At 62.0% G+C, this 24,860-nt stretch carries 22 protein-coding genes; 6 read left to right on the top strand and 16 right to left on the bottom strand.

Annotated features, from left to right (window positions below; all coding sequences use genetic code 11):
• Together sdhD and sdhC are read right to left on the bottom strand one after the other, a co-directional pair.
• Positions 1-384 carry a succinate dehydrogenase, hydrophobic membrane anchor protein gene (sdhD, locus tag AC2A1F_RS04720; RefSeq protein WP_292628327.1) on the bottom strand — a complete coding sequence of 128 codons (384 nt, stop codon included), beginning with the start codon at positions 382-384 and terminating at the stop codon, positions 1-3.
• Between the two features lie 39 nt (positions 385-423).
• Positions 424-849: a succinate dehydrogenase, cytochrome b556 subunit gene (gene sdhC / locus AC2A1F_RS04715; RefSeq protein WP_292628324.1), complete on the bottom strand. Its 426-nt coding sequence runs from the start codon at positions 847-849 to the stop codon at positions 424-426.
• Between the two features lie 154 nt (positions 850-1,003).
• Between sdhC and bla the strand changes: the two genes are divergently transcribed.
• Complete coding sequence (gene bla / locus AC2A1F_RS04710) at positions 1,004-1,882, top strand: subclass B3 metallo-beta-lactamase (RefSeq protein ID WP_484207592.1); 879 nt, start codon at positions 1,004-1,006, stop codon at positions 1,880-1,882.
• Positions 1,879-2,784: a 50S ribosomal protein L11 methyltransferase gene (locus AC2A1F_RS04705; RefSeq protein ID WP_484207591.1), complete on the top strand. Its 906-nt coding sequence runs from the start codon at positions 1,879-1,881 to the stop codon at positions 2,782-2,784. Before bla ends, AC2A1F_RS04705 begins: the two co-directional genes overlap by 4 nt.
• On the opposite strand, the gene AC2A1F_RS04700 is transcribed toward AC2A1F_RS04705, so the two are convergent.
• The 5 genes from AC2A1F_RS04700 to recN are packed head-to-tail and all read right to left on the bottom strand — an operon-like array spanning position 2,781 to position 7,777.
• Complete coding sequence (locus tag AC2A1F_RS04700) at positions 2,781-3,272, bottom strand: CinA family protein (RefSeq protein WP_484207590.1); 492 nt, start codon at positions 3,270-3,272, stop codon at positions 2,781-2,783. The genes AC2A1F_RS04705 and AC2A1F_RS04700 overlap by 4 nt on opposite strands.
• A 4-nt stretch (positions 3,273-3,276) precedes the next feature.
• Positions 3,277-5,376, bottom strand: coding sequence for an NAD-dependent DNA ligase LigA (ligA, locus tag AC2A1F_RS04695; protein ID WP_484207589.1), 2,100 nt, complete (start codon positions 5,374-5,376; stop codon positions 3,277-3,279).
• A complete protein-coding gene (locus AC2A1F_RS04690) occupies positions 5,373-5,696 on the bottom strand; it encodes a hypothetical protein (protein WP_484207588.1) in 324 nt (107 codons plus the stop codon). Before AC2A1F_RS04690 ends, ligA begins: the two co-directional genes overlap by 4 nt.
• A 42-nt stretch (positions 5,697-5,738) precedes the next feature.
• The gene (locus AC2A1F_RS04685; RefSeq protein ID WP_484207587.1) at positions 5,739-6,116 is read right to left on the bottom strand and encodes a putative quinol monooxygenase; all 378 of its coding nucleotides are present in this window, start codon (positions 6,114-6,116) and stop codon (positions 5,739-5,741) included.
• Positions 6,113-7,777, bottom strand: a complete 1,665-nt coding sequence (recN, locus tag AC2A1F_RS04680) for a DNA repair protein RecN (RefSeq protein WP_484207586.1) — start codon at positions 7,775-7,777, stop codon at positions 6,113-6,115. Before recN ends, AC2A1F_RS04685 begins: the two co-directional genes overlap by 4 nt.
• Positions 7,778-7,923: 146 nt before the next feature.
• Here recN and AC2A1F_RS04675 point away from each other — a divergent pair, with 146 nt between their 5' ends.
• Positions 7,924-8,835: a UDP-2,3-diacylglucosamine diphosphatase gene (locus AC2A1F_RS04675; protein ID WP_484207585.1), complete on the top strand. Its 912-nt coding sequence runs from the start codon at positions 7,924-7,926 to the stop codon at positions 8,833-8,835.
• A complete protein-coding gene (locus AC2A1F_RS04670) occupies positions 8,832-9,896 on the top strand; it encodes a glycosyltransferase family 4 protein (protein WP_484207584.1) in 1,065 nt (354 codons plus the stop codon). Before AC2A1F_RS04675 ends, AC2A1F_RS04670 begins: the two co-directional genes overlap by 4 nt.
• A 29-nt stretch (positions 9,897-9,925) precedes the next feature.
• On the opposite strand, the gene zapE is transcribed toward AC2A1F_RS04670, so the two are convergent.
• Genes zapE through AC2A1F_RS04655 form a run of 3 tightly spaced genes read right to left on the bottom strand, consistent with a single transcriptional unit; the run spans position 9,926 to position 12,307 of the window.
• Positions 9,926-11,059 carry a cell division protein ZapE gene (gene zapE, locus AC2A1F_RS04665; RefSeq protein ID WP_484207583.1) on the bottom strand — a complete coding sequence of 378 codons (1,134 nt, stop codon included), beginning with the start codon at positions 11,057-11,059 and terminating at the stop codon, positions 9,926-9,928.
• On the bottom strand, positions 11,056-11,520 hold the full coding sequence (locus tag AC2A1F_RS04660) for a PaaI family thioesterase (RefSeq protein WP_484207582.1): 465 nt from the start codon (positions 11,518-11,520) through the stop codon (positions 11,056-11,058). The genes zapE and AC2A1F_RS04660 overlap by 4 nt, the downstream gene beginning before the upstream one ends.
• A 4-nt stretch (positions 11,521-11,524) precedes the next feature.
• Entirely contained in the window at positions 11,525-12,307 is a 783-nt protein-coding gene (locus AC2A1F_RS04655; RefSeq protein ID WP_484207581.1) for a succinate dehydrogenase iron-sulfur subunit, read from the bottom strand.
• Between the two features lie 458 nt (positions 12,308-12,765).
• Between AC2A1F_RS04655 and AC2A1F_RS04650 the strand changes: the two genes are divergently transcribed.
• Both AC2A1F_RS04650 and AC2A1F_RS04645 read left to right on the top strand, forming a co-directional pair.
• Entirely contained in the window at positions 12,766-14,754 is a 1,989-nt protein-coding gene (locus AC2A1F_RS04650; RefSeq protein WP_484207580.1) for an alpha/beta hydrolase family protein, read from the top strand.
• Positions 14,755-14,847: 93 nt separating this feature from the next.
• A complete protein-coding gene (locus tag AC2A1F_RS04645; protein ID WP_484207579.1) occupies positions 14,848-15,543 on the top strand; it encodes an HAD family hydrolase in 696 nt (231 codons plus the stop codon).
• A 311-nt stretch (positions 15,544-15,854) separates the two neighbouring features.
• On the opposite strand, the gene AC2A1F_RS04640 is transcribed toward AC2A1F_RS04645, so the two are convergent.
• From AC2A1F_RS04640 to AC2A1F_RS04615, 6 genes are all read right to left on the bottom strand, one after another.
• Entirely contained in the window at positions 15,855-18,140 is a 2,286-nt protein-coding gene (locus AC2A1F_RS04640) for an EAL domain-containing protein (protein ID WP_484207578.1), read from the bottom strand.
• Positions 18,141-18,223: 83 nt separating this feature from the next.
• Positions 18,224-20,125, bottom strand: a complete 1,902-nt coding sequence (locus AC2A1F_RS04635) for an XrtA/PEP-CTERM system amidotransferase (RefSeq protein ID WP_484207577.1) — start codon at positions 20,123-20,125, stop codon at positions 18,224-18,226.
• A 9-nt stretch (positions 20,126-20,134) separates the two neighbouring features.
• Positions 20,135-21,700 carry an exosortase A gene (gene xrtA / locus AC2A1F_RS04630; RefSeq protein ID WP_484207576.1) on the bottom strand — a complete coding sequence of 522 codons (1,566 nt, stop codon included), beginning with the start codon at positions 21,698-21,700 and terminating at the stop codon, positions 20,135-20,137.
• Positions 21,690-22,919, bottom strand: coding sequence for a TIGR03087 family PEP-CTERM/XrtA system glycosyltransferase (locus tag AC2A1F_RS04625; RefSeq protein WP_484207575.1), 1,230 nt, complete (start codon positions 22,917-22,919; stop codon positions 21,690-21,692). The genes xrtA and AC2A1F_RS04625 overlap by 11 nt, the downstream gene beginning before the upstream one ends.
• Positions 22,916-23,971, bottom strand: a complete 1,056-nt coding sequence (locus AC2A1F_RS04620; protein ID WP_484207574.1) for a FemAB family XrtA/PEP-CTERM system-associated protein — start codon at positions 23,969-23,971, stop codon at positions 22,916-22,918. The genes AC2A1F_RS04625 and AC2A1F_RS04620 overlap by 4 nt, the downstream gene beginning before the upstream one ends.
• The gene (locus AC2A1F_RS04615) at positions 23,968-24,846 is read right to left on the bottom strand and encodes an XrtA system polysaccharide deacetylase (RefSeq protein ID WP_484207573.1); all 879 of its coding nucleotides are present in this window, start codon (positions 24,844-24,846) and stop codon (positions 23,968-23,970) included. The genes AC2A1F_RS04620 and AC2A1F_RS04615 overlap by 4 nt, the downstream gene beginning before the upstream one ends.
• Positions 24,847-24,860 lie beyond the last annotated feature (14 nt).

Below are 24,860 nucleotides of genomic sequence, written 5' to 3'. Positions count from 1 at the left end.
TTATGCGCCCCCGAGAGCAATGCGCAGAACCGAAAGAATGCCAAAGGCGGCAGCGGCGAAGGGCACGATATTGACCAGCAGCCACGCCGCGATCTTGGTGCCTTCTTCGTGTACATAATCCTCCAGCATCACCTGCACGCCCATACGGGCATGAGTGAAGGTGTTGATCATGATCAGGATCAGCGCAATCGATGGCAGGGGCCGCGCAACCCAGCCGCGCACCGTGGCAAAGCTGTATTCCGGCAGCAGCGCAAGGCTGACGATCAGGAACGTGATCAAAACAAGATTGCCGACAGCGGTGATCCGCGAGGTCAGCCAGTGGTGCGTGCCCTGATGGCTGGAGCCCAGCCCGCGAACGCGCCCGATGGAGGTGCCGTTACCCATAATGGTGTGCCTCTTTTGAAATGCGATCCGTGCCGGCGATCAACGCAGCAGCACGAAAGCCCAGAATGCGACGGTCAGAAGGATCGAGATGACGATCGTCAGTTTCGACCAGAGAGCGTTGGTGGTCAGTTCATACCCTGCGCCGATATCCAGAATCAGGTGGCGGATGCCCGAACCTGCATGCTGGAAAAACGCCCAGGTCAGACCGATCAGCACAACCTTGCCCAGCACTGCCGTCACGGCTTGCAGTCCGCCGCCGGTGCCAAGCCACACCCAGTCAAGAAACGACTGATAGGCCTCAGCCCCGCTCGCCAAAGCGCCGATCCACCACAGCAGGATGCCAAGGCCAGCAAAGGCTAGCCCATTGCCGGTGATGCGGTGCATGATCGAAATCAGCATGGCCGGGCTCCAGCGCCAAATCTGGAGATGCGGAGAAATCGGCCGTGCCTTGCGCGTTTGCGCCATGAATATACCCCCTCGACTAGGTACAGGTATCGCGGAAACCCGCGACAGGATTGCAAGTCCTATTAGTCGAAAAGACCGCCCACGCAAGCGTATGCGGGATGTAAAAAAGGACAGCCGGTTGCGCTGCGGCGAACCGGTGCTTAGACCGCGATGAATGAGCCTTACCCTTGCCCTTCTCGCTGCTGCAACCAGCGCTGCCGCCTCCCCCGCTCCGGCCGATCCGGCTGCAGCCAAAGAGATCATCCGCCAGTGTGAGGGCAAGGAGAGCTTTTCAGATCCGGCGCCGCCTGCGCGCATCTTTGGCAATGTCTGGTATGTCGGCTCCTGCACGGTCACCGTCCTGCTGATCACAGGGCCGCAGGGGCACATTCTGGTTGATGCAGGCATGGCCGATGCAGTGCCACAAGTGCTCGCAAATATCCGCAAGCTGGGTTTCCAGCCCAAGGACATCGGCCTGATCGTCTCAAGCCACGAACATTTCGACCATGTCGGCGGCCTTGCCTCGCTGCAAAAGGCCACCGGCGCGCGCTTTGTGGCCACGGCAGAGGCGGCAAAGGTTATCCGCAGCGGCAAGGTCAGCCCCGCCGATCCGCAAGTGCAGGGCATTCACGGCTCGCCCCCGGCGCGCGTTAACTACATCCTTCGATCCGGCGATGTGTTCAGCGTCGGTCCATTGCAGATCACCGCCTTCACCACGCCCGGCCACACCGAAGGCTCTACCAGCTGGCATTGGAAATCGTGCGAAGGCTCTGCCAAGAATCGCGTCTGCCGCACGATTACTTACGTCGATAGCATCACCGCCCTGCCGCTCGGCACCTATCGCTTTGCCGACCATCCTGATCGCGTGGCAATGTTCCGCAAGACTTTCGATCAGGTCGAAGCACTGGAATGCGGCATCCTGCTCACCCCCCATCCGTCTGCCAGTGCCATGTTCGAACGGATGAGCGGGGCCAAGCCTCTGCAAGATCGCGATGCGTGCAAGACGCTCGCCGCCGGAGCGCGGGCGCGGCTCGACAAGGCGATCAAGCCATGAGCTGGAAAATCACCGCGTACGCCCCGCGCGAAGTCGTCCAAGCCGCCCTTGTCGCGCACGAAGATGCGCTGGATTGGGACGCCGAGATCGTCATCGCCGGCAGCGAAATCGCCGAGGACAAGCCCGACGACTGGCAGCTCGAAGCATGGCTTGACCGCAAACCCACCAAGGCAGACCGCAACGCCATCGCCGACCTGTTCGAAGGCCCGCCGCCCAAGCTTCTGGTCGAAGAACTGCCCGAGGAAGATTGGGTCACACTCAGCCAGCAAGGCGTCGAGCCGATCCGCGAAGGCGTGTTCTACGTCCACACTCCCGAATATCCGCCGCTCCAGCAACAGGGCGTCCGTGATTTCATCATTCCCGCCAGCCAAGCCTTCGGCACCGGCCAGCACGCCACCACCGCCGGTTGCCTTGCCATGCTCACACACATGAAGCGGCAGGGCGTAGTCGTGCGCAATCTGGCTGATGTCGGCACCGGCACTGGCTTATTGGCCTTCGCCGCCATGCATCTGTGGCCCCGCGCCCGCGCCATCGGCAGCGATATCGACGCTGTCTGCGCCCCTGTGATCGCAGAGAATGCCGCCAATAACGGAGTCGTGCTCGGCGATGGCCCCGGCCGTATGGCGATGGTCATCGCCGCCGGGATGGACCACGCGCTGCTCGAAGCGGCTGGCCCTTATGACCTGCTCATCGCCAATATCCTGGCTGGGCCGCTCGTCGAACTTGCACCAGACTTCTCCCGCGCAGTCGTGCCGGGCGGCTCGGTACTGCTGGCTGGCTTGCTCGAAACGCAGGAAGCCACTGTCCGCGCCGCCTATCGCAAGGCAGGCCTGAGGCTGGCGGCGCGTATGGTACGGGGGGATTGGTCGATCCTGTGGCTCCGCCGCCGCCCGCTGCTTTAGCGCGCCAGCGTATCGCGCAGCAGCACCAGCGCGGCTTGCGTGAAATGTTGCATATTGGCCAGCCGGTCGTTGCTTTGCGTCACCACCAGCACAGATGCCTCAACCCCATCCGGTCCCACCACACCGATGGCGCTGGTGCCCGAAGCCACGCCCAGCGGATGCGCACTTCCGCCCGATGCGCCAGTCTCGGCAATGCCCCAATCCGCCCCATGCCGCGCCCGGATCAGCCGCGCCTGCTCCAGGGCATAAGGCTCTGTCGCCGAGGTAAAACCCCGCAGCGACCCCGGCTCATGCCCTAGTGCAATCCGCCGCCCTTTCAGCGAGTAGATCACCGATCCGCCCAGAAAGAATGCCGAGGCCCCCGGCATCGCCAGCAGGCTCGCCGAAATCAGCCCCCCGGTCGATCCATCGACCACAGCAACAGTCTGCTTGCTCGCCTTCAACAGCGCGCCTGCTTCTGCGCCGATTGCTGCCAGTAAATCAAACATCGCCCTACCCCGCCGCTTTAACGATTTCAGCCCAAGCGGCCTCGTCGATCACGTCTATGCCCAGCGCCGCAGCCTGTTTCAGCTTCGATCCCGCACCCGGCCCGGCCACGACCAGATCGGTCTTGGCCGAGACCGAACCCGACGCCCGCGCGCCCAGCGCCTCGGCCTGCGCCTTGGCCTCGTCGCGGCTCATCGTTTCCAGCTTGCCGGTAAACACAATGGTCTTGCCCGCCACCGCGCTGGCCTTTGTCTCCACGATGAACGGCGGTGGTGAGACTTCGGACAGCAGGTCTTCCCACACCGCAATGTTGTGCGGTTCGTGGAAGAAGTCGGCCAATGCCTCAACCACCACCGGTCCCACACCATCGATAGCCAACAATTCCTCCCCGCTTCGGGGAGGGGGACCATCCGCAGGATGGTGGAGGGGCACGTGCGACTGCGCCGCCTCACGCAGCGCCGGTAGCGTAACAAACCGCTTCATCAGATCTCGCGCCGTCACCGCGCCCACATGGCGGATGCCCAGCCCAAACAGCAGCCGTGCTGCATCTGGCGCCCGCTTGGCCTCAATCGCTGCCAACAGGTTGTCCACAGACTTGTCCTTCCACCCCTCACGCCCGACAATCTCGCTGCGGCGCATCTTCAGGCGGAAAATGTCAGCGGGGCTTTCCAGCCAGCCCAGCTGAAAGAACTCGATGATCGTCTTCTCGCCCAGTCCCTCAATATCGAGAGCGCCGCGCGAAACGAAGTGCTTCAACCGCTCCACCCGCTGCGCCGGGCAGATCAGACCGCCAGTGCAGCGCACATCGACCTCACCCTCCTCTGCCACCGCTTCGGACTGGCATTCCGGACAATGGTCGGGGAAGTGATAAGACTCCCGCACCTCCTCGCGCGTCAGGTTCTCGACCACTTGCGGGATCACGTCACCCGCGCGCTGCAGCACGATACGGTCCCCCACCCGCAGCCCCAGCCGCCCGATCTCGTCCCGATTGTGCAACGTCACGTTGGTGACGGTAACCCCGCCCACCAGCACCGGCTTCAACCGCCCGACCGGCGTCAGCTTGCCGGTGCGGCCCACCTGAATATCGATGGCCTCCAGCGTCGTTTCGGCGCGTTCGGCAGGGAACTTGTGCGCAATGGCCCAGCGCGGCGCCTTTGCCACAAAGCCCAGCCGCTCCTGCCAATCAAGCCGGTCCACCTTATAAACCACGCCGTCGATGTCATAAGGCAGATCGGCCCGCTGCGCCCCGATGCCGCGATAATGCGCCACCAGCTCCGCCGCCGAAGAACACCGCACCAGCAACGGCGAAACCGGCACGCCCCAGTCGGCAATCTTGCGCATCATCTCATACTGAGTGCTGGCCGGAACCTCGCTAGCCGCGCCCCATCCGTGAGCAAGAAAGCGCAAGGGTCTGCTGGCCGTTACACTGGCATCCTTCTGACGCAGCGATCCGGCAGCGGCGTTGCGCGGATTGGCGAAAATCTTGTCGCCGCTCTCGGCCTGCCGGGCATTCAGCGCAAGGAAGTCATCCTTGGCCATGTAAACCTCGCCGCGAATCTCGAAAACGGCGGGCACGTCAAACAGACCTGCGCCTTTCAACTCCTGCGGAATATCCGAGATGTAAGCGACATTCGCGGTAACATCCTCACCAACCTGCCCATCCCCGCGCGTGGCAGCGCGGACCAGCCTGCCGTTTTCGTAACGCAGCGAGCAGGACAGACCGTCGATCTTGTCCTCTGCGGTCATCGCCACCTCGGCATCATCGGGCAGCGCAAGGAACCGCCGCACCCGTGCAACGAATTCTTCCACCTCCTCATCGGCAAAGGCATTGTCGAGGCTCATCATCCGAACCTCATGCGCCACCTTGCGCAAGGGTGATGCGGCAACCTCATGGCCGACCTGCGCGCTCGGGCTGTCAGGCCGGATCAAGTGTGGATAGGCGGCTTCCAGATCGGCATTGCGCCGAACGAGCGCATCATACTCGGCGTCCGAAATCTCGGGCGAGTCCTCGGCGTGATAAAGCCGGTTGTGCTTGGCAATCTGCTTTGCCAGCCGCATCAGTTCGTTGGCGGCGTCGGCCTCGGTGGCTTGAAGCGCAGAGTTCATAGCGAGAAGATACCTTTAAGGCCGCCGACTTCCCAAAGCGCCAAAATAAGCGCTATCGGATTGCACAGGAACAAGACGAGTGATCGGACTAGGATCATGCCGAGTATTTGTGCGTCTCTATCACCGGCCAAAAACTGCAGAACACGAAGGACACTATTTTGGCCCCAGAGAACCGCGCAAACTGTCCACGAAATCGCCCAGATTGAAAACCAGTTCCATTCAAAGCCGTCGGTAAACATCACGACGAGTAGCAGGCACCAAGCGATAGACAGGGCTGCAAAGAAAAAAGCTGCGATGAACACGATAGGCAACAACGCCATATCGACTAGCGCTTGTAGTTCGGATTTATGAGGCAACCTCATCTAGGCCTTCACCTTCTCCACCTCAGCCCGCGCCCCAAACCCTGCAATGATCGGCCGCGCCTTTCGGATGGCTTCCTGCACTTGCGGCAGGCCAAGGCTCGCCTTGTGCGAAGCCTCATCGCGCCACACTTCAGTGATCCACACGCTGTTCGCATCGCCCTTGTCGCGCCAGATCTGATAGGCGAGGTTGCCGGGCATATCCTTCGAGCTTTCGCGCAGATAGCCGATCAATTCCTCGCGCTTGCCGGGAGCTGCCATCATCTGGCCGATGAGGGCATAGACGTTTTCGTACTCGACCTCTTCCACAGCCAATCCTTTTCCCGAAACCAGAAGCGCAGCGGCCGCGCCGACGAGAACCGTGCGCCGTGCGAACATCATGCCTTTTCCAGCAAGCGATCTGCCTGCGCCCGCGCCTCTGCGGTGACTTCCGCACCGGACAACATCCGCGCGATCTCTTCCTTGCGCGCCGCTGCATCGAGCAGACTAACCGAGGTGCGCGTGACCGTGCCTTCGGACGACTTGGCGATCATGTAATGCCGGTCACCGCGCGCGGCCACTTGCGGGCTGTGCGTCACCGCCAGCAATTGCCCACCACTCGCCAGCCGCGCCAGCCGGTCACCGATGGCGCTGGCAACCGCCCCGCCCACGCCCCGGTCGATCTCGTCAAAGATGATCGTCGCCGCCCCGCCCTCTTCGGCCAGTGCCACTTTCAGCGCGAGGATAAAGCGCGAAAGTTCGCCGCCCGAGGCGATCTTGCCCAGCGGCGCAAAATCGGCGCCCGGGTTGGTCGAAATCAGGAATTCTACCGCGTCCATTCCGCCCGCACCCCAACGGTCTTCGGGCAAACGCAGCACGGCGGTGTGAAACTTGGCCGCGTCCAGTTTGAGCGGGGCCAGTTCTGCCGCCACAGCCTTATCCAGCCGCCGCGCGGCCTCTGCCCGCAGCACGGACAGCGTCTCGGCCTTGGCCTGATAGTCCAACGCCGCTTCGCGCGCGGTCCGCTCCAGTCCGGCAATCTGCGCCTCGCCGCCTTCGATGGCATCGAGCGCGGTGCGCATCTCCTGCATCTTGTGCGGCAATTCATCGACCGTGCAATTGTGCTTGCGCGCAGCCGCCCGCAGATCGAACAGCCGCGTCTCGATCCGGTCGAGCATCGCCGGATCATGCGATAGCAGTTCGGCCGCGCGCGCCAGCTTGTCCTCAGCCTCCCCGGCCTCAATCACCGCGCGGTCCAGCGCTTCCAGGGCTTCGGCCAGCATCGGGTGTTCGGCTGCAATCCGGTCCAGCCGCCGCGCCGCGCTGCGCAAGGTAGCCAGCGCAGAATCCGATCCTTCCCACAGGCGTTGAAGCTCAACCAGATCGCCCGATAGCCGCTCACCCTTCTGCATATCGGCACGCTGACCCGCCAGATCCTCCTCTTCGCCCATGACCGGAGCCAGCGCCGTCAGCTCGGCCAGATGCGCCAGCAACAGGTCTTGCTCTTCCGCCGCTTTGGTAACGCGGGCCTGCGCAGCGCCAAGCGCCTCTTCGGCCCTGCGCCACTTGATCCACGCTGCCTCGACCCCTGCTGTATCCGCCCCGGCATAGCGATCCAGCAGCGCCCGGTGCCCGCGTGCGTTCACCAGCCCGCGATCGTCATGCTGGCCGTGCAATTCCACCAGATTGCGCGCCAGTTCGCGCAACAGCGCAACGCCCACTGGCTGATCGTTGATGAACGCCTTCGATCCGCCATCGGCCTTCAACCGGCGCTTGACGATCAGTGGCTCACCGCGCTCCACATCCACTTCAGCCTCGGCCAGTGCGGATCGGATCGGATCAGGCAGACGGTCGAATTCAAATGTGGCCGTAACGCTGGCCTGATCTTCGCCGCCACGCACCAGGCCGCTGTCAGCGCGATCACCCAGCACCAACCCCAACGCATCCAGCAGGATCGATTTGCCCGCCCCAGTCTCACCCGTCAGCACGCCAAGGCCGCCAGAGAACGACAGGTCGAGCGCTTCGATAAGGACGACGTTTCGGATCGACAGGCTGGTGAGCATCGGCTGATTCTCTAGCGCGTCCAATCGCCCGCGTCACGCTCCCATGTCATGTTTCGTTCCCTACTTGTTTCATTGCCGTGACACAGTGCCATATCCGCGCAACGCGAATCCGCCAATGCGGGCTGACTTTGAAAGAGGTGCAGCTTATGGCTACCCGTGCCAAGCATGACGGCAAGACCCTATTCAAGACCGCCGCAGAACTCAGCTCCTCCATCCCCGCATGGCTGGATATGCCCGAACCGCGCGGCTTCCGACCAAAGCGCAAGTATCGCACGGTATGGATTTCGGACATCCACCTTGGCACACGTGGCTGCAACGCTGCGATGCTGCTGGATTTCCTGGCTGCCATCGAATGCGAAACGCTCTATCTGGTCGGCGATATTGTCGACGGCTGGCGGCTCAGCAAGGGCTGGTACTGGCCCGATGCTCACAACGAAGTTATCCGCCGCGTGCTGAAAATGGCACACCGCGGCACCCGCGTGATCCTGATTGCGGGCAACCATGATGAGATGCTGCGCCCTTATGCGGGGATGAGCTTTGGCGGTGTGGAACTCGCGCTCGATACGATCCACGAAACCGCCGATGGCCGCCGCCTGCTGGTAACGCATGGCGATGGCTTCGATGGCGTGGTGCTCTATGCCCGTTGGCTCGCGTTTCTGGGGGACAAGGCCTATTCGGTGCTGCTGCGCGCAAATGTGTGGGTCAACATGATCCGCCGCCAGTTCAAGATGCCCTACTGGTCGCTATCGTCGTACCTGAAAAAGCGGGTCAAGAACGCGGTTCAGTTCGTCTGTGATTTTGAAGAAGCTGTGGCGCATGCCGCGCGCGACATGGGCGTCGACGGCGTAGTTTGCGGCCACATCCACTGCGCCGAAATCCGCCAGATCGGCGATATCACCTATTACAACGATGGCGATTGGGTCGAAAGCTGCACTGCGTTGGTAGAGGACAAAGCCGGCCAGATCAGCATTCTTGATTGGGCAGACGAAACCCGGCGCACCGCTGCGGTCAAGGCTGCGCTGAAACCCATTCCGCAGCTTCAGGAGGAACCGGCATGAGAATTGCGATCTGCACCGATGCCTGGCACCCGCAAGTCAACGGCGTGGTCCGCACGCTGGCCGCAACCGTTGATCGACTAACCTCACGTGGGCACGAGGTTGAACTGCTCACCCCCAGCCAGTTCCGCACGCTGCCCCTGCCCGGCTACAGCGAAATCCGCCTCGCCATGGCGCCGCGCTTTGGCACCCGCCGCACTTTGGCGGATTTTGCTCCCGATGTGGTCCACATCGCCACCGAAGGCCCGATTGGCTGGAGCGCGCGCAGCTGGTGCAAAGCCAACCGCGTCCCGTTCACCAGCGCGTTCCACACCCGCTTTCCCGAATATGCCGCAGTGCGCACCGGCCTCTCAGCAGAGCATTTCTGGCCGCTGATGCGCCGCTTTCATGGCGCAAGCCGCGCGGTTCTGGTCTCCACCCCCACGCTAGCCGCCGAACTGGCGCAGCATGGGATTCCGCATACCCGTCTGTGGACGCGTGGGATTGATCGCAGCCTGTTCCATCCGGGCCACGAACCGCTGGCTGATCTTGCCGATCTGCCCCGCCCGATCATGCTGAATGTGGGCCGCGTGGCGATCGAAAAAAACCTGACCGCGTTCCTTGATGCCGATGTGGCGGGCACCAAAGTGGTGGTCGGCAATGGCCCCGATCTCGCCCGGCTCAAGGCAACTTATCCGCACGTCTGCTTTGTCGGCGCACTGCATGGTGAAGATCTTGCCCGCGCCTATGCTTCGGCCGATGTTTTCGTGTTCCCCAGCCGCACTGATACCTTCGGTCTGGTGATGATCGAAGCACTGGCATGCGGCCTGCCGGTGGCGGGCTTCCCGGTTCCCGGCCCGCTCGATGTCATCGGCAGCCGAGGCTATGGCCCGGACGATGCCCTGCCGATGCAGATCGGCGCGCTCGATGATGATCTGGCGCTGGCCATCAACAAGGCCCTGCGGTGCGACCGCGTTGGCGTTGCCGTGCAGGGTGCCCGCTACAATTGGGACCGCGCAACCGATGAATTCCTGGCCGCAGTTGGTGAAGCGATGCAATCCGTCCGTGAAAGCGAAGCGGCCTGACCGCACGGGTCAAGCCCCCTCACGCAGTGTCAATTCGATCCGTGGCCCAGCGCCAGATAGTCAAGGCTCTGCATTTCCATCAGGCGGCTCACGGTGCGGTCGAACATGAAGCGCCCTTCTTCATCGCCCTTCCCGCTGCCATCGTACAGGTCTGCGGGTTCGGCATCGGCGGTGGCGATCAGCTTCACCTTGTGTTCGTAAAGCGCGTCGATCAGCGTGATGAACCGCGCAGTTTCGTTGCGCAGATCCGCGCCAAGACGCGGAATGCCAACAATGATGATCGTGTGATAAGCCCGCGCGACGGCAATATAATCCGCCGCGCCGCGCGCCTCACCGCAGAGCCGCTTGAAGCTGAAAACGCCTACGCCCTTCAGGCTCTTAGGCACGTGCAACATGCGCCCACCGCCCACGTCCAGTTCGATACTGGGCACGTTCGCGCTGTCTTCGGGCGGATAGTCGGTCAGCCGGAAAAAGGCCTCGCGCACCTTTTCAGTCGCTTGCGGCCCGTTCGGCACGTGCCAAGTGCCTACACCCTGCATACGCTCCATCCGGTAATCGTTCGGACCGTTGAGCGGCAGCACATCGAGCCGGCCTTGCACAAGCGCGATGAAGGGCAGGAAGTGTTCGCGGTTCAGCCCGTCTTTATAGAGTTCGGACGGCGCGCGGTTTGATGTTGAAACCAGCGTCACGCCGAAATCCACGATCAGCCCGGTGAACAGGCGGCTCATGATCATCGCGTCGGCGCTGTTGTTGACCACCATTTCGTCAAAGCACAGCACGCGCGTTTCCGCCGCGATGGCGGCGGCGACCGGCGGGATCGGATCGCCGCTCTCCTTCTTGCGCTCCTCACGCAGGCGGGCGTGAACGTCGAGCATGAATTCGTGGAAGTGCGCGCGGCGTTTGGCGGCGACCTTCAGGTTGCTGAGGAACAGGTCCATCAGCATGGACTTGCCGCGCCCCACCCCGCCCCAAAGATAGACCCCGCGCACCGGCGGGGGCGGCTTGGCACCGAACAGCTTGCCCAGCAGGCCGACCGAGGGCGGCGGCGCTTCGAGTTCGCGCTGCAATACATCGAGCCGCGCCGCCGCAGCGGCCTGCTCCGGGTCGGGCCGCAACTCGCCCGCCGCGACCAGTTCGTTATAACGCTGAAGGACCGATGTCATTGCTTTGTGGGCTTGCGGATTGTGCCGTTGAACGCGGCGATGGTATCATCGCCCTGCACCACCAGCCCGCGCAGGAACACCAAGCGGCCTGTCTCGCGCAACACTTCAACCACGGCGTCCAGCGGCTTTCCAATCTTGCCTGCGCCGATGAACTGGGTGGACAGATCGAGCGTGACCGAGCCTGCGGCATCGCCATCCAGCAGCGTGCGCATCGCGGCGAACAGGCTGATGTCGATCAGCGCCAGCGTAACGCCTCCATGGACCGCATCGAGCAGGTTGGAATGGCGCCGTTCGGGGAACATGCGCAAGCGCGCCACGCGCACGCCATCGGCGCGGTCCTCGATCCGGGTGAGCATCCGGCCCATTGTCTGGGCGTTGAACCGGGTCTCGTCGGTCAGGTTCCAAGTGAACCAGCCGGGTTGATCCTCGGCTGGTTCGTAACGGAAGGCTTGTTCGCTCACCAGTTCAGACGAGGCGTTCGGCCTGCATCTTCTTGATTTCGGCGATGGCCCGGGCCGGAGACAGACCCTTGGGGCACACGTTGGCGCAGTTCATGATGGTGTGGCAGCGATAAAGGCGGAACGGATCTTCCAGCTCGTCCAGCCGCTCCCCGGTCATTTCATCGCGGCTGTCGGCCAGCCAGCGATAGGCCTGAAGCAGGATGGCGGGGCCAAGGAACTTGTCCGAGTTCCACCAATAGCTGGGGCACGAAGTGGAGCAGCAGGCGCACAGGATGCACTCGTACAGACCGTCCAGCTTTTCGCGCTGTTCGGGGCTCTGCAGGCGCTCCTTGCCCGAAGGCGTAGGCGTCACGGTTTGCAGCCAGGGGCGGATCGAGGCGTATTGTGCATAGAAGTGCGTAAAATCAGGCACAAGGTCCTTGATCACTTCCATGTGCGGCAGCGGGGTGATGCGGATTTCGCCGGTCAGGTCTTCGATGGCCGTGGTGCAGGCAAGCCCGTTGCGCCCATTGAGGTTCATCGCGCACGAACCGCAAATGCCTTCGCGGCAGGAGCGGCGGAAAGTGAGCGTGGGGTCCATTTCCCCCTTCATCTTGATCAGCGCATCGAGCACCATCGGGCCGCACTGTTCGGTGTCGATCTCGAACGTGTCATAGCGCGGGTTTTCGCCGCTGTCAGGATCGTAGCGGTAAACCTTGAACTTGCGGACTTTTCCTTGCGTCGGCGATGCGTGGTGCCGCGCCTTGCCGGTGATCGTGGAATTCTTCGGAAGCGAGAAAGTCGCCATCTTCGTGTCCTGTGCCGCAATGTTCACAAATTCGTATGAGTCGTCCTTAGCAATTGCAGCGCGGGGGGCAAGAGGGTGTGGCCTGCCCATTGGTAGAGGGTGTTTTTGTTCAGGTTCACCCCGATGCGGCTGAACAGGTTTACACTGTTTACACAGTCCACGGAAAAAAACGCGCGTCGCGGTAGCGGGGTAGTTTTCGAGAATGCGCGACGACGCCTGAGGCCCCCGGCTTCGCGGGGGAGCAGGAGTTGAGCGCTGGGATAAGTGCGGCTTGCATCAGCCGAAAATGCCTTGTGCAACAGATGTAGGACAGCACAAATCTGCAAGTATCGGGAATCGGATCAAAAAAGGGTGCCGCACGTCACTTGTTCGATTCACCGTGCCATTCTAGCGTGGCCCAACGTGTTTGAACTGGGAACGTCGTGCTGAAATTGCTTCGAAACATCCTCTATGCGGGGATGTCCCTCGCGGTTATCCTGAATGTGGCCGTGGCGCAGGAAACTCCTGGCTTGCCAGCTCCTGTCTCTGGCCCCGCCGCTGCTCCAGCTGAACCACCTCTCGCCGCATCCGGTCCTCCATCGGTCGCCGCCTATGCGCAGTTGCCGTTCGTCGAAGGCGCCAAACTTTCGCCCGACGGACGGTGGATTACCGGCTTGTTCGCGGTCGAAGGTTCGCAACGCGTCGTGATCATTTCCCCCTTTGAAACAGAGGGCCTGAAGCAGGCAAAGCTGCCCGAAGATACCGAGGTTAGCCGCCTTCAATGGGTTGGAAACAACACTGTACTGATCCACCTGCGTGCTATTCGCCCGCTTGGCGATGGTGATCGTGCTTATATCTCACGCATAATATCATACGACCGCATAACCGGAAAGTTTACCCGTCTGCTGTGGGATCTGGGCGGGCAAAACGCTGCGCATGTCCTCTATATACCCAGCGACGGCTCTACCAAAGTTTTGATATCCGGCCAGAATTCGATCTACATGGGCAACGATTTCTGGCCTGCCATCTATTCCGTCGATGTGACGAATGGCCGAAAGCAAATTGAGCTTGCGGGCCGGACCGATGTTTTTGATTGGATCGTCGATCCGGCAGGCGTGGTGCGGGCAGTGATATCCACTGATGTCGCGCGGGGCGTGCGAACGCTTCTGCACCGACCAAAGAAAGGCGCGTCATTCGACCGCGTCAGCCGGGCTGGTTTTGACAATCTGGAAGTGCCGGTTCTAATCCGTGCGAACGAAAACAAGGCGATTGTCATCCGTTCGGTTGATGCTGCAACTTCGGCGAGTGCAGGCAGCAAGGAAAAGCACGATGCCTTGCTGGAACTCGACCTTGGCACGGGTGCTGTCCTGCAGACGCTGTATGAAGCGCCCGAGGGCACCACGATTGACGGTGTGCGCTATGACGATGCCGGCAACGAACTGCTCGGCGTCTATCTCGGCGGACGCAGCACTGAACCGCTTCACTGGCTTGATCCAGATCTCGACGAGTTGCAGAAGGCGTTCGAACAGAGCACCAAGGGCCGCCGCGCGCGCATTGTCAGTCTTTCAGCCAATCGCCAGCAGATGCTGGTGCGCATCGACAAAGCCAATGAGGCCGGGCGACTTTACTATTTCGATCTGGCCGACGGCAAACTAAGGCTGTTTGCCAACCTGAACAGCGAGACCAACAACAAGCCGGCCGGAAAAGTCGCGGCGATGAAATATCACGCCCGCGACGGCCTGGAAATCGAAGCGATCGTAACCACGCCACCGGGACGGGAAGCCAAAAACCTGCCTGTCGTCATCATGCCGCATGGTGGTCCGTGGGCGCATGACACGCTGGATTGGGATTATTGGGCGCAATTCATTGCCAGTCGGGGTTATCTGGTGATTCAGCCCAACTTCCGGGGATCAACCGGCTACGGTGAAGCATTTGAGAGGCGCGGCTTAGGCCAAATGGGCTTTGCCATGCAGGATGACGTCAACGATGCTCTTGGCTGGGCGGTGAAACAGGGCATGGCCGACGCGAAGCGAGCTTGCGTGGTAGGTGCCAGCTATGGTGGATATGTTGCCATGTGGGGCGCTGCGCGTGACACCGCCCTGTGGCGCTGTTCGGTGTCAATCGCAGGCGTCGCCAATTTACGAAGAGAGGTCAATGACTTCGGCGACATGCTTTATGGCAAGCGCTATCGTGAGCAGTGGCAAAACATGACGCCAGACTTTCAGGCGGTATCACCGATCAACTTCGTCGACCGGATCAAGGCACCGATGCTGCTGATCCACGGCAAGAAAGACCTGACCGTCGATCATGGGCAATCCCAAAGCATGTTCAGCAAGATGAAAGCGGCTGGCAAGGAAGTGGAGTTTGTGTCTCTGCCCAAGACCGACCACTACTTTACGCGTACGGCTGATCGCGAAGCGCTGTTGGAAGCGCTCGATGACTTTCTAAAAAGGCACAACCCTGCTTAGTAGCTGGGCCGAGGCACGACCTGTTCTGAGCGCAAGCAGGAAAAGTGTGCGCCCCATTCCCTTGTGATCTACACTTTCCCGTGAGGCCCCGCCGTGGCGATTAAGCTGATCTGTCTGGATGCCGACGATACGCTGTGGCACAACATGCGCCACTTCAACGCCACCGAAGAGGCGCTCTATGCGCTAATTGCGCCGTTTACCGACCGGCAGGTAGCGCGCAGCGTGCTGGAGGCGTGCGAGGCGCGCAACCTGAAGCTCTATGGCTATGGTGCCAAGGGCTTTACCCTGTCGATGATCGAGACGGCTTTGGAACTTGTCGGCGATCCCCTGCCCAAAGGCGTGATCGCGGGCATTCTAGAAGCCGGGCGAGACTTGTTGGCGCACCCGGTGGAACTGTTTGACGGAATTGCCGAAACGCTCGAAGCGCTCAGCGCTCGTGGGCGGTTGGTGCTGGTGACGAAGGGCGACTTGCTGCATCAGGAAGCGAAGCTGTCTGCATCGGGCCTGGGCCAGATGTTCAGCGGGATCGAAATCGTTAGCGACAAGACTACCGAACTGTTTACCGACTTGTTCGAGCGATACGACGTGGCCGCGGACAAAGCCGTAATGGCCGGGGATTCCTTGCGATCTGACATACACCCTGCCCTGAAAGCAGGCGCATGGGCTGCTTATATCCCGCAACCTGATGCCTGGGCGCATGAAGTGACGGCAGTGCCCGAACGTCATCCCCGGTTCGTGCAACTCGCCCGATTGGGCGACCTGCCGGGATGGATGGATCTGCAAACCTGAGATTGCTCCCGGTAGGCCGCTGGCGGCTGAAACGGCGTTGACGGCTCGATCAGCCTAAAACCTTATCCAAACGGCACGTTAACTAATACCCGCGTTAACCAAACGTAGCACCAGCCCGGACACAAAAAAGCGGCTCTGCTTTCCTTTTCAGGAAGGCTGAGCCGCTTGTTTGCGCTGCGGGAAAGCCCGGACTACCGGGACTTTTCCCGAAATATCAGCCGAGGAACAGCCAGCGAAGGATATCGAACATCAGGACCTCCATCCAGAAGTGGAGGCGCATAGTTAACAGAAAGTTTAATGGTTAACAAACTCTAAACACTGCCCTTTCGTCTCTGTCCCAATTTGACATACCACTGATGAAAATCAGCAAAGGGTTGTGGACGACCGAGGAAATACCCCTGCCCCACATCGCACCCCATTCTTGACAACGCCATGTATGTCGCTTCGTCTTCGATTCCTTCGGCAACGACGATCTGCCCCAGCGCATGGGCCAGATCGATGGTAGAGCGGATGATTTCCCGGTCTCGCTTCTGCGTCAGCAACCGGGACACGAAGCGACGGTCCAGTTTCAACTCGTCGCTGGGCAGGTCGGCCAGATAGGCAAGGCTGGCCTCGCCCGTGCCGAAATCATCGATCGACAAGCGGAAGCCCATCGCGCGCAATTGCGACAGGTTATGAACCGCAGCGGGCCGATTGCGCACGCTGGACGTTTCGGTCACCTCGATCGTCAAACGGTGCGGATCGATGTTGCGGCGGCGGACGATCTCGCTGAAATTGGGAACGAGCGAGGGTTTGTCCACCATTTGCGCTGAAAGGTTAACGCTCATCTGGAAATTCTGATCGAGCACGGACATGGCAAGCGCTGCCGTGATGGCTTCGTCCACCACCCAATAGGTCAGGGCATCAATCCGCCCCGCGCGTTCGGCCTGCAGAATGAAGGCATCGGGCGCAATCGGGCCGCGCGTGGGGTGGCTCCAGCGGATCAGGGCCTCGGCACCGCAAGGGCGGGATTCGCGCATGTCCCACTGGCTTTGAAAGGCGAGCCAGATTTCGCCATTGCGCAGGCCTTCATCAATCCGCGCATGTAACGACAGTTCCCACGGCGCTTCGGCCAGACGCTCGGCCTCGAACAGTTCGACCGACCGGCCACTGGCCAGCGCATCGTTGGCACTGGCAAGGGCGGAATTCACACGTGTTGGGGCATCGATGCCTTCATTGCGGTCAAGCCCGAAGTGAATGTTGGTATCGAACGTGTAGCTGCCGATCTGAAGTGGCGCTGAAAACAGGGCGCGCAGGCCTTCGAGGTGGTTAAGCTGCATTTCCAGCGGCCGGGCCTCTTCGGTCCAGGCAAAGTGGCCGCCATCGCTGTTGTAAATGGTTTCAATGCCCGAGCCGACCGCAAGCCTGCGGGCAATCTGGCGGGCACATTCGCCGTGCAGTTCCTTGGGCAGAGTGGCGAGAATCTCCTCGTAGCGGGCGATAACAGCAACCACCACATCGCAACCGACCTGCAGCGGATACGTGCTAAGCGCCAGCAGATTGGGCAGGCCCGATGTGCTGGTGTGCTGCACCCGGCGCATGCGCTTTTGCCAGAGACGGCCACTACCATAGATGACCAAGCAGAGCATGGCACCGCCGATGTCGAGCTTGATGCCCAGCAGTTGCAGTACGACAGGCAACCCCACAAGAGTCACCATGGCGCCGCCATAGAAGACCAGCTTTTGGCGGCGCTGCAGCGAACGGCTGCCAAGCAGAATCAACCCCCAGACCACTAAAAGCAGGGGCAACCCTTTGAAAAACAGCGCGAATGGCTTTTTCAACGCGTCGGCACCGGCAAGATCAAGCGCCAGTGGGTGCAGCCGCATCCGTCCAAAATAGCCGATAGGCGAGGCTACGCCCGCCGAATTGATGATGACAGTGCGCCCGGTCAGCAACCCCGGCGGGTAATCTCCGCTCAGGAACTTCGCGGCTTTCAGATGCGGAATCGTTTCAGGCTGCAACTGGTAATCGGGGGCGAACTTACCCTGCTTGACACCACCGGTGTTGGCCAGCACCGCGGGGAAAATTGGATAGTGGACCTTGCCAATGGGAATTGCCTGATCGGTGAACAGTGCAAAATCAATAAAGTTTGCGTGCCAGGCCGAAAGCACCACAGGGGCGCCAGCGATGCTGGCCGGTTCAGGAATATCGAAATCGTCGTTCCCGAATGCACCGTTTGGTCCTGCGATCCGCTTGCTGCGAACGACGACAGCAACATCGGGCCTTAACCTATCAATGGCGGCGACCAATTCCTTGTCACCGGCAGGATTTTCCCCGAACTTAACCGGACTGTCGATGAACACCCGCTGCGGCATCTGCATGGCCACATTGCTGAGCACGGTTGCCAACCGCTTCGAATCGACAACTGACTTTTCACTGGCATTCACGCCATCATCGAACGTCAGGACAATCGTGCTTTGCGATGCGGCGTGACCGCCAATTTTGGCGCGAACATTCTGGAAAATATGGTCGATCGGCGAAAGCAGATCGCTGGCATAGACCAGCAAGGCTGGAAGAAGCAGCGCGAGATACAGCGGGGAGCGCAGTTTCTTCAGCATGGACCCACAGCGATTGTTTCACCATGGGATTAGTCCGTAATGGTGAAGATCACCTTACCAGCGCGCGTAAAATTAAGACGGAATCAACTAATCGCTTCGAATGATTTCCGTAACATAAGCAGCTGCCAGATCAGCCGGCTGTGATCGGCGCGACCTGCGATGTGGGCCTCTGCAATCCATTCGATCCGCGCTGAATCGAACCAACCAGTAGTTGCCAGCACCCCATTGGAGGCAAGCCCGCGCGCCTCGTGAGCCAGCGGACCGCGCAGCCACTGGGCGATTGGGGTGACAAAACCCATCTTCGGGCGAAACAGCACATCTTCGGGCAGGTAGCGGCGCATCGTCTGCTTGATCAGCCATTTGCCGGTGGTGCCGCGCACGCGCATTGATTCGGGCAGGCGCGCGCCGAATTCCACCAGCCGATGGTCAAGCAGCGGCTCACGCGCCTCAAGGCCCACCGCCATGCTGGTGCGGTCAACTTTGGTCAGGATATCGCCGGGCATGTAGAATTTGAGATCTGCGTATTGCGCGCGGTCCAGCCCGGAGCGGGCGGGCGCATTGCGCATCAGATCGATCAGCGGCTGTTCGGCGCGATAGTTACCGCGCAGGCGTTTGAAATCAGGGCTATAGAGCGTCTCGCGCAGCTCGGGCGATGTGGCGGCAAGCGCGCGAGCATAGCCTTCTTCCCCCGATGCGGCGAGGCTAAGCAGCGTGGTCTTGGCGCGCAGCGGGCGCGGCGCCCAGTCCGCCTTGGGCCAGATCGCGCCGAGGCCGCCGAACAGCGGTTTGCGCAAAGCGGCAGGCAGCAGGCGGCGGGCCTGTTCTTCGCGGTGATGGAAGGTCTGGCGGCGGTATCCGGCGAACGCCTCGTCCGCGCCATCGCCCGAAAGCGCCACCGTCACATGCTCGCGCGCCAGTTCGCACACGCGGAAGGTGGGGAGTGCAGAAGCATCAGCAAAGGGCTCGTCGAACATGCCTGCAAGCCGGTCAACCAGCGAAAAGTCTTCGGCTGAAACCGTGCGTTTCCAGTGCTGTGTGCGGTATTGCTCCGCAATGCGGTCGGCATAGGCGGTCTCGTCGAGCGCGGAGACGTCAAATCCGATGGAGCAGGTCTTGACCGGGTTCGTACTCGCCTCGGCCATCAGCGCGACTACGCTGGAGCTGTCGACCCCGCCTGAGAGGAACGCGCCCAGCGGTACGTCGGAAATCATGCGCGAGGTGACTCCTTCGCGCATGTGATGCAGCAGGTGCGCTCCAAGGTCTTCGGCATTGCCCTTGGTGCGATCAGCAAAGGAAATGTCCCACCACTGCACCGGCGCGGGCAACGCCGTACTCTGGGGCGCATCGGGGCGGAGCAGTTGATAATGCCCGGCGGGCAGCTTCTCCACGCCCTTCAGGATCGAGCGGTGATCTGGCACATAGCCCCACGCGAGGTAATCTTCCACCGCCAGCGGATCGATCTCACGCCGCAACGAAGGATGCGCCAGCAAGGCTTTGAGTTCAGACCCGAAAATCACCGCTCCGTCTGATAGGCGCGCAGTGAACAGCGGCTTCACGCCCAACCGGTCCCGCGCCAGAAGCGTGGTGCGCTGGCGCAGGTCATGGAGAGCAAAGGCGAACATACCGTGGAGGCGCGGCAGGCAATCCACGCCCCAGTGCCGCCATGCCTGCAGGATCACCTCGGTATCGCCATCGGTGCGAAACGTGGCGCCCAGCGCCTGAAGGTCTGCCCGCAATTCGCGGAAGTTGTAGACCTCGCCGTTGAAGACGATCACCGCATCGCCCTCAGCCGCCATCATGGGCTGCGGCGATCCGGCAAGGTCGATGATCGACAGACGGCGGTGACCAAGACCGACGCCCGGCGCGGTCCACACGCCCTCGCCATCCGGCCCGCGATGCGCGATGGCATCGCACATGCGGCGAACGCGGTCAGGATCGACTGGCTTGAGGCCCTCGGTATGGATAATTCCGGCTATTCCGCACATGGCGTGGCCCTAGCGGCCAGAACCAGCGCGGTCCATCCACGCGTCAACCGGTCCAGCGGCTGCGAGGAAGGCCCGCATTGATTGTTCCGCCGAAAGTTGCCCCGCTAAGCCGTCTTCGGCGCTGAGGATTAACGTTGCCGTCGTCTGTTCGCGCAGCAGCAGCCGGTCGAGAATGTTCTGCAGTTTCAGGCGGCTGTTGCTGCCAGTCAGCAGATCGCCCGAACGATAGAAAGTCTCCGCCAGCCGATGCACCGGCCCCGCAGTCTGGATGCGGTCTGCCTGACCGCCCGCCAGTGACGCGGGCGAACGTTCCCACGCCCAGCCGGTGTCGGGCGTCAGCACGCCTTCGCCAAAGCCCCCAGCCTCACGCCCTTCGCTCTGCGCGGAATAGAGCGCGTAGGAAATATCTACTGTATGCCCCGCCGCATCGCGGAATCGACCCAGCAGCACGTGCGAGGCCCCGGTGTGGCGCGGTTTCCATGCCGCGCGCGGGGCATAATCGATCTGCTGCCAGCCCTGCACCGCCGGAAAGGCAATGCGCGCAGGCACTTGTGCTTCAAGCTGGTTGGCCCATGCACCCCAGACGATGAACAGTGCGGCAAGCGCCCCCATTGCGCCAAGCGCCCGTCCCTGCCCAAGATTGAACGCTGCAAGGCGTGCCAGCAGCGGGCTGGCCGCAACCGCATCGGCATCGACCATCCGGTCGTCAATTGCGCGGTCAAAGAACCGCCACGCAACAGCCATGACCAAGCCCATGACCACTGCAAAGAATATCCAGCCGTAGAAGATGTGATCGAACCCGACCGCAAATTCGATGCCCTGGCTTTGCGCGATGAAGATCGTGCCCCACGCCCGCATCCCGTTGGCAAGGATGGGCAGGACCACGCTCAAGGCCATGAAGGCAATCCGACGCGGCCATGAGCGGAAGCAAACATTGGCCACGAGCGCGCCATAGGCGATCATCGCGATCAGGAATTTCACGCCCGAACAGGCCTCGGCCACTTCGAAATAGCCGCCCGGCGTGGTGATGAACACGCCTTCGATGTGCGCGGGCACGTTCGAAATATCGAGCAAGGCCATGGTGATGGCAGCAGTGATCGTTTGCAGCGTGGGGATCAGTTCATCGCCTGCGGGCACCAGAAAGATCATGTAGGCCAGCGGGAACAGCAATGCCGCCGAGGCGCGCGGGCCGAGCAGCGTAAGCACGCTAGCCTGCGCCATAAGCACCGCGCCAAGCTGCGTGGCGAGCGCGACGCCAGCAAAGCTGCCCAGCAGCCACAGGAAACCTGCCCCGGCAAACAGCACCAGCCCCGGCCACCAGCCCTGCGGAGCAATCTTCACCACTTCGCGCCAACGCAGTGAAATAAGCCAGCCGAGAATGAAGGGGATCAGCAGCACGTGATTGTAGGTCGATGAATCCCACCATTGCAGGAACATCGCCTTCCAGTCGCCGGCGAACAGCACCAGATTGGCCGCCCAAGCGAACGCCAGAAAGCTTAAGGCACGCCGCCATTGCGCAGGCAGCGCAGCCCAAGCCCGCCCGATGGGGGCATCAATGGCCAGATTACGCGGCAACGCTTTGCGCCTCCGGCCCTGTCAGGCCGAGCAGTCCCGCCAGAGGCGCCAGAACGCTAGCCCAACCGCACTTTTCCAGCACGAAAGCGCGCGCGGACTGGCCAATGGTGGCGGCGCGGACCTTGTCATGCAGCAAGCTGAGCGCCTGCTTCGCCAGCCCATCAGCCCCCGAAGCAACCATGATTTCGTGCCCATCACGCGCCGCAATGCCGGTGGCCGCTTCGGGCGTCGCCAGCACCGGGCGCGCCATGGCCATGGCTTCAAGCACCTTGTTCTGCACCCCGCGCGCGATGGTTAGTGGGGCTACAACAAGGTCGGCCCCGGCAATCCACGGACGCACATCAAGCACCGCGCCGGTCACGCGTGTGCCGTTCACGCCTTCAAGCGAACGCACCGCCAGCGTAGGCGCACGGCCCACCACGTTGAAGCGCGCTTGCGGAAACACGGCGCGGATTTGCGGCATGACTTCATGCGCAAACATCGTGACAGCGGCGATATTGGGCGGATAGTCCATCTGGCCGGTAAAGGTCAGCTGCGGCCCCTCGCCCGCTATTTCCGGCGCGGCGGGCATGCCTGCGGGATCAAAGAAATCGGTATCGATGCCATTGCCCAGCGCGATAACGTTTGGCTGCACGCCCGGCGTCAGCCGCTGGCGAAACAGCGCGGCTTCATCGGGCGTCACCAGCAGGCTTGCGTCAACGCGGCGCGCAACATCGCTTTCAAACCGCGACATCAGCCGCGCCTCACGGGCATACAGCTGGTTCACCGGAAAGCGGCCTTGCGCGGCGTAGGCTTCGAACTTGGCCGAATCGACATCGACGAAATCCATCACCACGCGGCCTGCGAAGTCTGTCGGAATGTACTGCGCCATTTGCCCTGAAAAGACATAGATCGCGCTGATTGGGCGCTCGGCTAGCACCCGCGCCACATAGGCAGCGATGGCCTTGTCGGCAAAGGCGGTCAGGCTGACCGGCTTGCCGGTCGCCAGCGCCTCAACGCCTGCCAGTTTCAGCGAGCGAGTGCGGCGGATCAGGCAGTGGGTTTTGGCCACGGTGGCAAGGTCCGGCTCGTGGCCCATATCGCCCTCGTCATCGGCAAAGCAGGCGACGTGAACCGGCGCCAACGCTGCAATGTGGCGCAGCACATGGCATGAACGGATCTTGTCCCCCCGATCAGGCGGAAACGGGATGCGGTGGGCAAGGAACAGGACTTCGCTCATGCCAGACCGTTCGCAATGAACGGCCCGATGCGGTTCGCGACCGAGAGCGGCAACTTCTGCCATAGCTTGATCTTGGCCTGATAGCGCGGGCTGAGCGGATTGACGTCGCGCGGGGCCTTTCCATCGGCAGTCCAGTGCGCATAGCTCAGCGGCTCGGCCGCAAAGCCCCAGTTGCGCTTGAAGTGATAGGCCCCGGTATCGACCTTTGACCGTCCGAAATCGAACCGATCACAGCCCTTGGCGCGCGCGTGGTTCATCAGCGCATAGTACATCACGTCGTTGGCGCGCATCGTGCGCGCGGCGAATACGCCGCCGCCCCAGTAGGGCATGACCGCGCCGCGATGGTATAGGCTCAGCACCGAGGCGAGCGGTCGGCCTTCGTGAAGCACCGTGAGAATATCGGCATCATCGCCAAATCCATCGAGCACTGCCTCGAACAGGCGCTTTGGAAAAACCGGCGTGCCCAGATTGCGGACGGATTCAGAATAGACCGCATAGTGCATCGCCCGGTCATCGGTGCTGCGCCCGGTGCGCACTTCCATGCCGTGGCCCAGCCCGCGCCGCACTTCGGCGCGCTGCTTGCGCGGGATAGTGAGCAGTTGCGCCTCATGATCTGCCGCCAGCGGCATGACGAACCCGGCGTGGCTGTCGGTCTTTATGTGCCAGCCTGCGGCATCGGGCAAAGGCCCGCCGCGCAGTTCAAGGCTGGGGCAGTTGAGCCGCACCGCCAGTTCCTGCGCGGCTACAAATAGCGCCGCATCGCCTTCACCCACCACGCCGCCGCCGACGCCAAAGCCGGTGGAAACCAGCGCGCGGCCGAACAGCGGCGAATGCGCTTCGTGCAGCGGCAAAACGCTGCGAATTGCGCCGTTCTGTTCGGACAGGAGCAGGTGCGTCTTGTGTCCGGTCGAACGCTCGACCGCGTCCAGCCATTCAGGGCGGTGAAACGCGGTCGTATCGGGGTGGTCGGCGAGGAAACGCGCAATCGCCCCCCGATCCCCCGGATCGGCCAGTCGCGCCACCGCGCTTGCCGGAAAGAACGGCGCGTTCATGCCGCACGTTTCATTGGCGTGCGCGCGGCTTCGATGGCTGCCACTTCGTCCATGCGGCCCCAGCGGAATTCGGCCACCAGTCGTTCCAGCTTTGCCGCCATGACATCCAGATTGGTATAGTGCCGCATCCGCGATTTCAGCGGGGCCACCGGCGGGCGCGGCTGATCGGGATCGATTTCCCAAGGGTGGAAATAGAACACCGCAGGCCGCCCATCGCGCAAGTTCACCTGCCGGATGGCCCAGCGCGATACCGCATAAGGTAGCAGACGGAAGAACCCGCCCCCACCCGCCGCCATGCGACGGCCGGCGACTTCGGCGGTTGTGACCGGGATTTCGATCAGGTCAGCCCCTTCCACCGGGCGGAACGTGAAACGCGGAGCCTCGCGCCAGCCATAATGGTCATGCACCACCGGCGCGACCGAGGAGGAATAGGCATAGCCCTGTTCGGCCAGCACCTCGTGCGCCCACGGTGTGCGCGCATCGATGGAAAAGCTGGGTGCGCGATAGCCGCTCACGCGCTGGCCGGTTACGTCTTCCAGCACGTGGCGCGCGTGGATGATGTCAGCGGCAAAAGCCTGGCGGCCCAGCGTAAACACGCGGGCGTGGTCCCAGCCGTGGCTGGCGATTTCGTGGCCCGCATCGGCGATCTGCCGCATCATCTGGGGATAGCGCTGCGCGATCCAGCCCAGCGTGAAGAACGTGCCCTTCACCCCCGCAGCATCGAACAGCGCAAGGATTCGCGCACAGTTGCGCTCAACCCGGCAGGTCAGGCCATCCCAGTCCTTGCGGTCGATCACGGTTTCGAACGCGCCGACCTGAAACCAGTCTTCGACGTCGACCGAAAGGCCGTTCAGCACCTGCGACGGCGCGGTCATTGCTGTCACCCCAA

The organism is Novosphingobium sp. HNCC26BN242 (assembly GCF_057180525.1).
Note: the sequence above shows the minus strand (reverse complement) of the source record. Positions and strands in the feature narration are given on the sequence as shown.

Bases quoted from the DNA above. Each gene is read 5' to 3' on its own strand.
- AC2A1F_RS04615 (WP_484207573.1), bottom strand. From the start codon at position 24,846: ATGACCGCGCCGTCGCAGGTGCTGAACGGCCTTTCGGTCGACGTCGAA.
- zapE (WP_484207583.1), bottom strand. From the start codon at position 11,059: ATGACATCGGTCCTTCAGCGTTATAACGAACTGGTCGCGGCGGGCGAG.
- AC2A1F_RS04640 (WP_484207578.1), bottom strand. From the start codon at position 18,140: ATGCTGAAGAAACTGCGCTCCCCGCTGTATCTCGCGCTGCTTCTTCCA.
- AC2A1F_RS04655 (WP_484207581.1), bottom strand. From the start codon at position 12,307: ATGGCGACTTTCTCGCTTCCGAAGAATTCCACGATCACCGGCAAGGCG.
- AC2A1F_RS04625 (WP_484207575.1), bottom strand. From the start codon at position 22,919: ATGAGCGAAGTCCTGTTCCTTGCCCACCGCATCCCGTTTCCGCCTGAT.
- ligA (WP_484207589.1), bottom strand. From the start codon at position 5,376: ATGAACTCTGCGCTTCAAGCCACCGAGGCCGACGCCGCCAACGAACTG.
- AC2A1F_RS04690 (WP_484207588.1), bottom strand. From the start codon at position 5,696: ATGGCGTTGTTGCCTATCGTGTTCATCGCAGCTTTTTTCTTTGCAGCC.
- AC2A1F_RS04635 (WP_484207577.1), bottom strand. From the start codon at position 20,125: ATGTGCGGAATAGCCGGAATTATCCATACCGAGGGCCTCAAGCCAGTC.
- AC2A1F_RS04620 (WP_484207574.1), bottom strand. From the start codon at position 23,971: ATGAACGCGCCGTTCTTTCCGGCAAGCGCGGTGGCGCGACTGGCCGAT.
- sdhC (WP_292628324.1), bottom strand. From the start codon at position 849: ATGGCGCAAACGCGCAAGGCACGGCCGATTTCTCCGCATCTCCAGATT.
- AC2A1F_RS04700 (WP_484207590.1), bottom strand. From the start codon at position 3,272: ATGTTTGATTTACTGGCAGCAATCGGCGCAGAAGCAGGCGCGCTGTTG.
- bla (WP_484207592.1), top strand. From the start codon at position 1,004: ATGAGCCTTACCCTTGCCCTTCTCGCTGCTGCAACCAGCGCTGCCGCC.
- sdhD (WP_292628327.1), bottom strand. From the start codon at position 384: ATGGGTAACGGCACCTCCATCGGGCGCGTTCGCGGGCTGGGCTCCAGC.
- AC2A1F_RS04670 (WP_484207584.1), top strand. From the start codon at position 8,832: ATGAGAATTGCGATCTGCACCGATGCCTGGCACCCGCAAGTCAACGGC.
- AC2A1F_RS04675 (WP_484207585.1), top strand. From the start codon at position 7,924: ATGGCTACCCGTGCCAAGCATGACGGCAAGACCCTATTCAAGACCGCC.
- recN (WP_484207586.1), bottom strand. From the start codon at position 7,777: ATGCTCACCAGCCTGTCGATCCGAAACGTCGTCCTTATCGAAGCGCTC.
- AC2A1F_RS04650 (WP_484207580.1), top strand. From the start codon at position 12,766: ATGTCCCTCGCGGTTATCCTGAATGTGGCCGTGGCGCAGGAAACTCCT.
- AC2A1F_RS04685 (WP_484207587.1), bottom strand. From the start codon at position 6,116: ATGATGTTCGCACGGCGCACGGTTCTCGTCGGCGCGGCCGCTGCGCTT.
- AC2A1F_RS04705 (WP_484207591.1), top strand. From the start codon at position 1,879: ATGAGCTGGAAAATCACCGCGTACGCCCCGCGCGAAGTCGTCCAAGCC.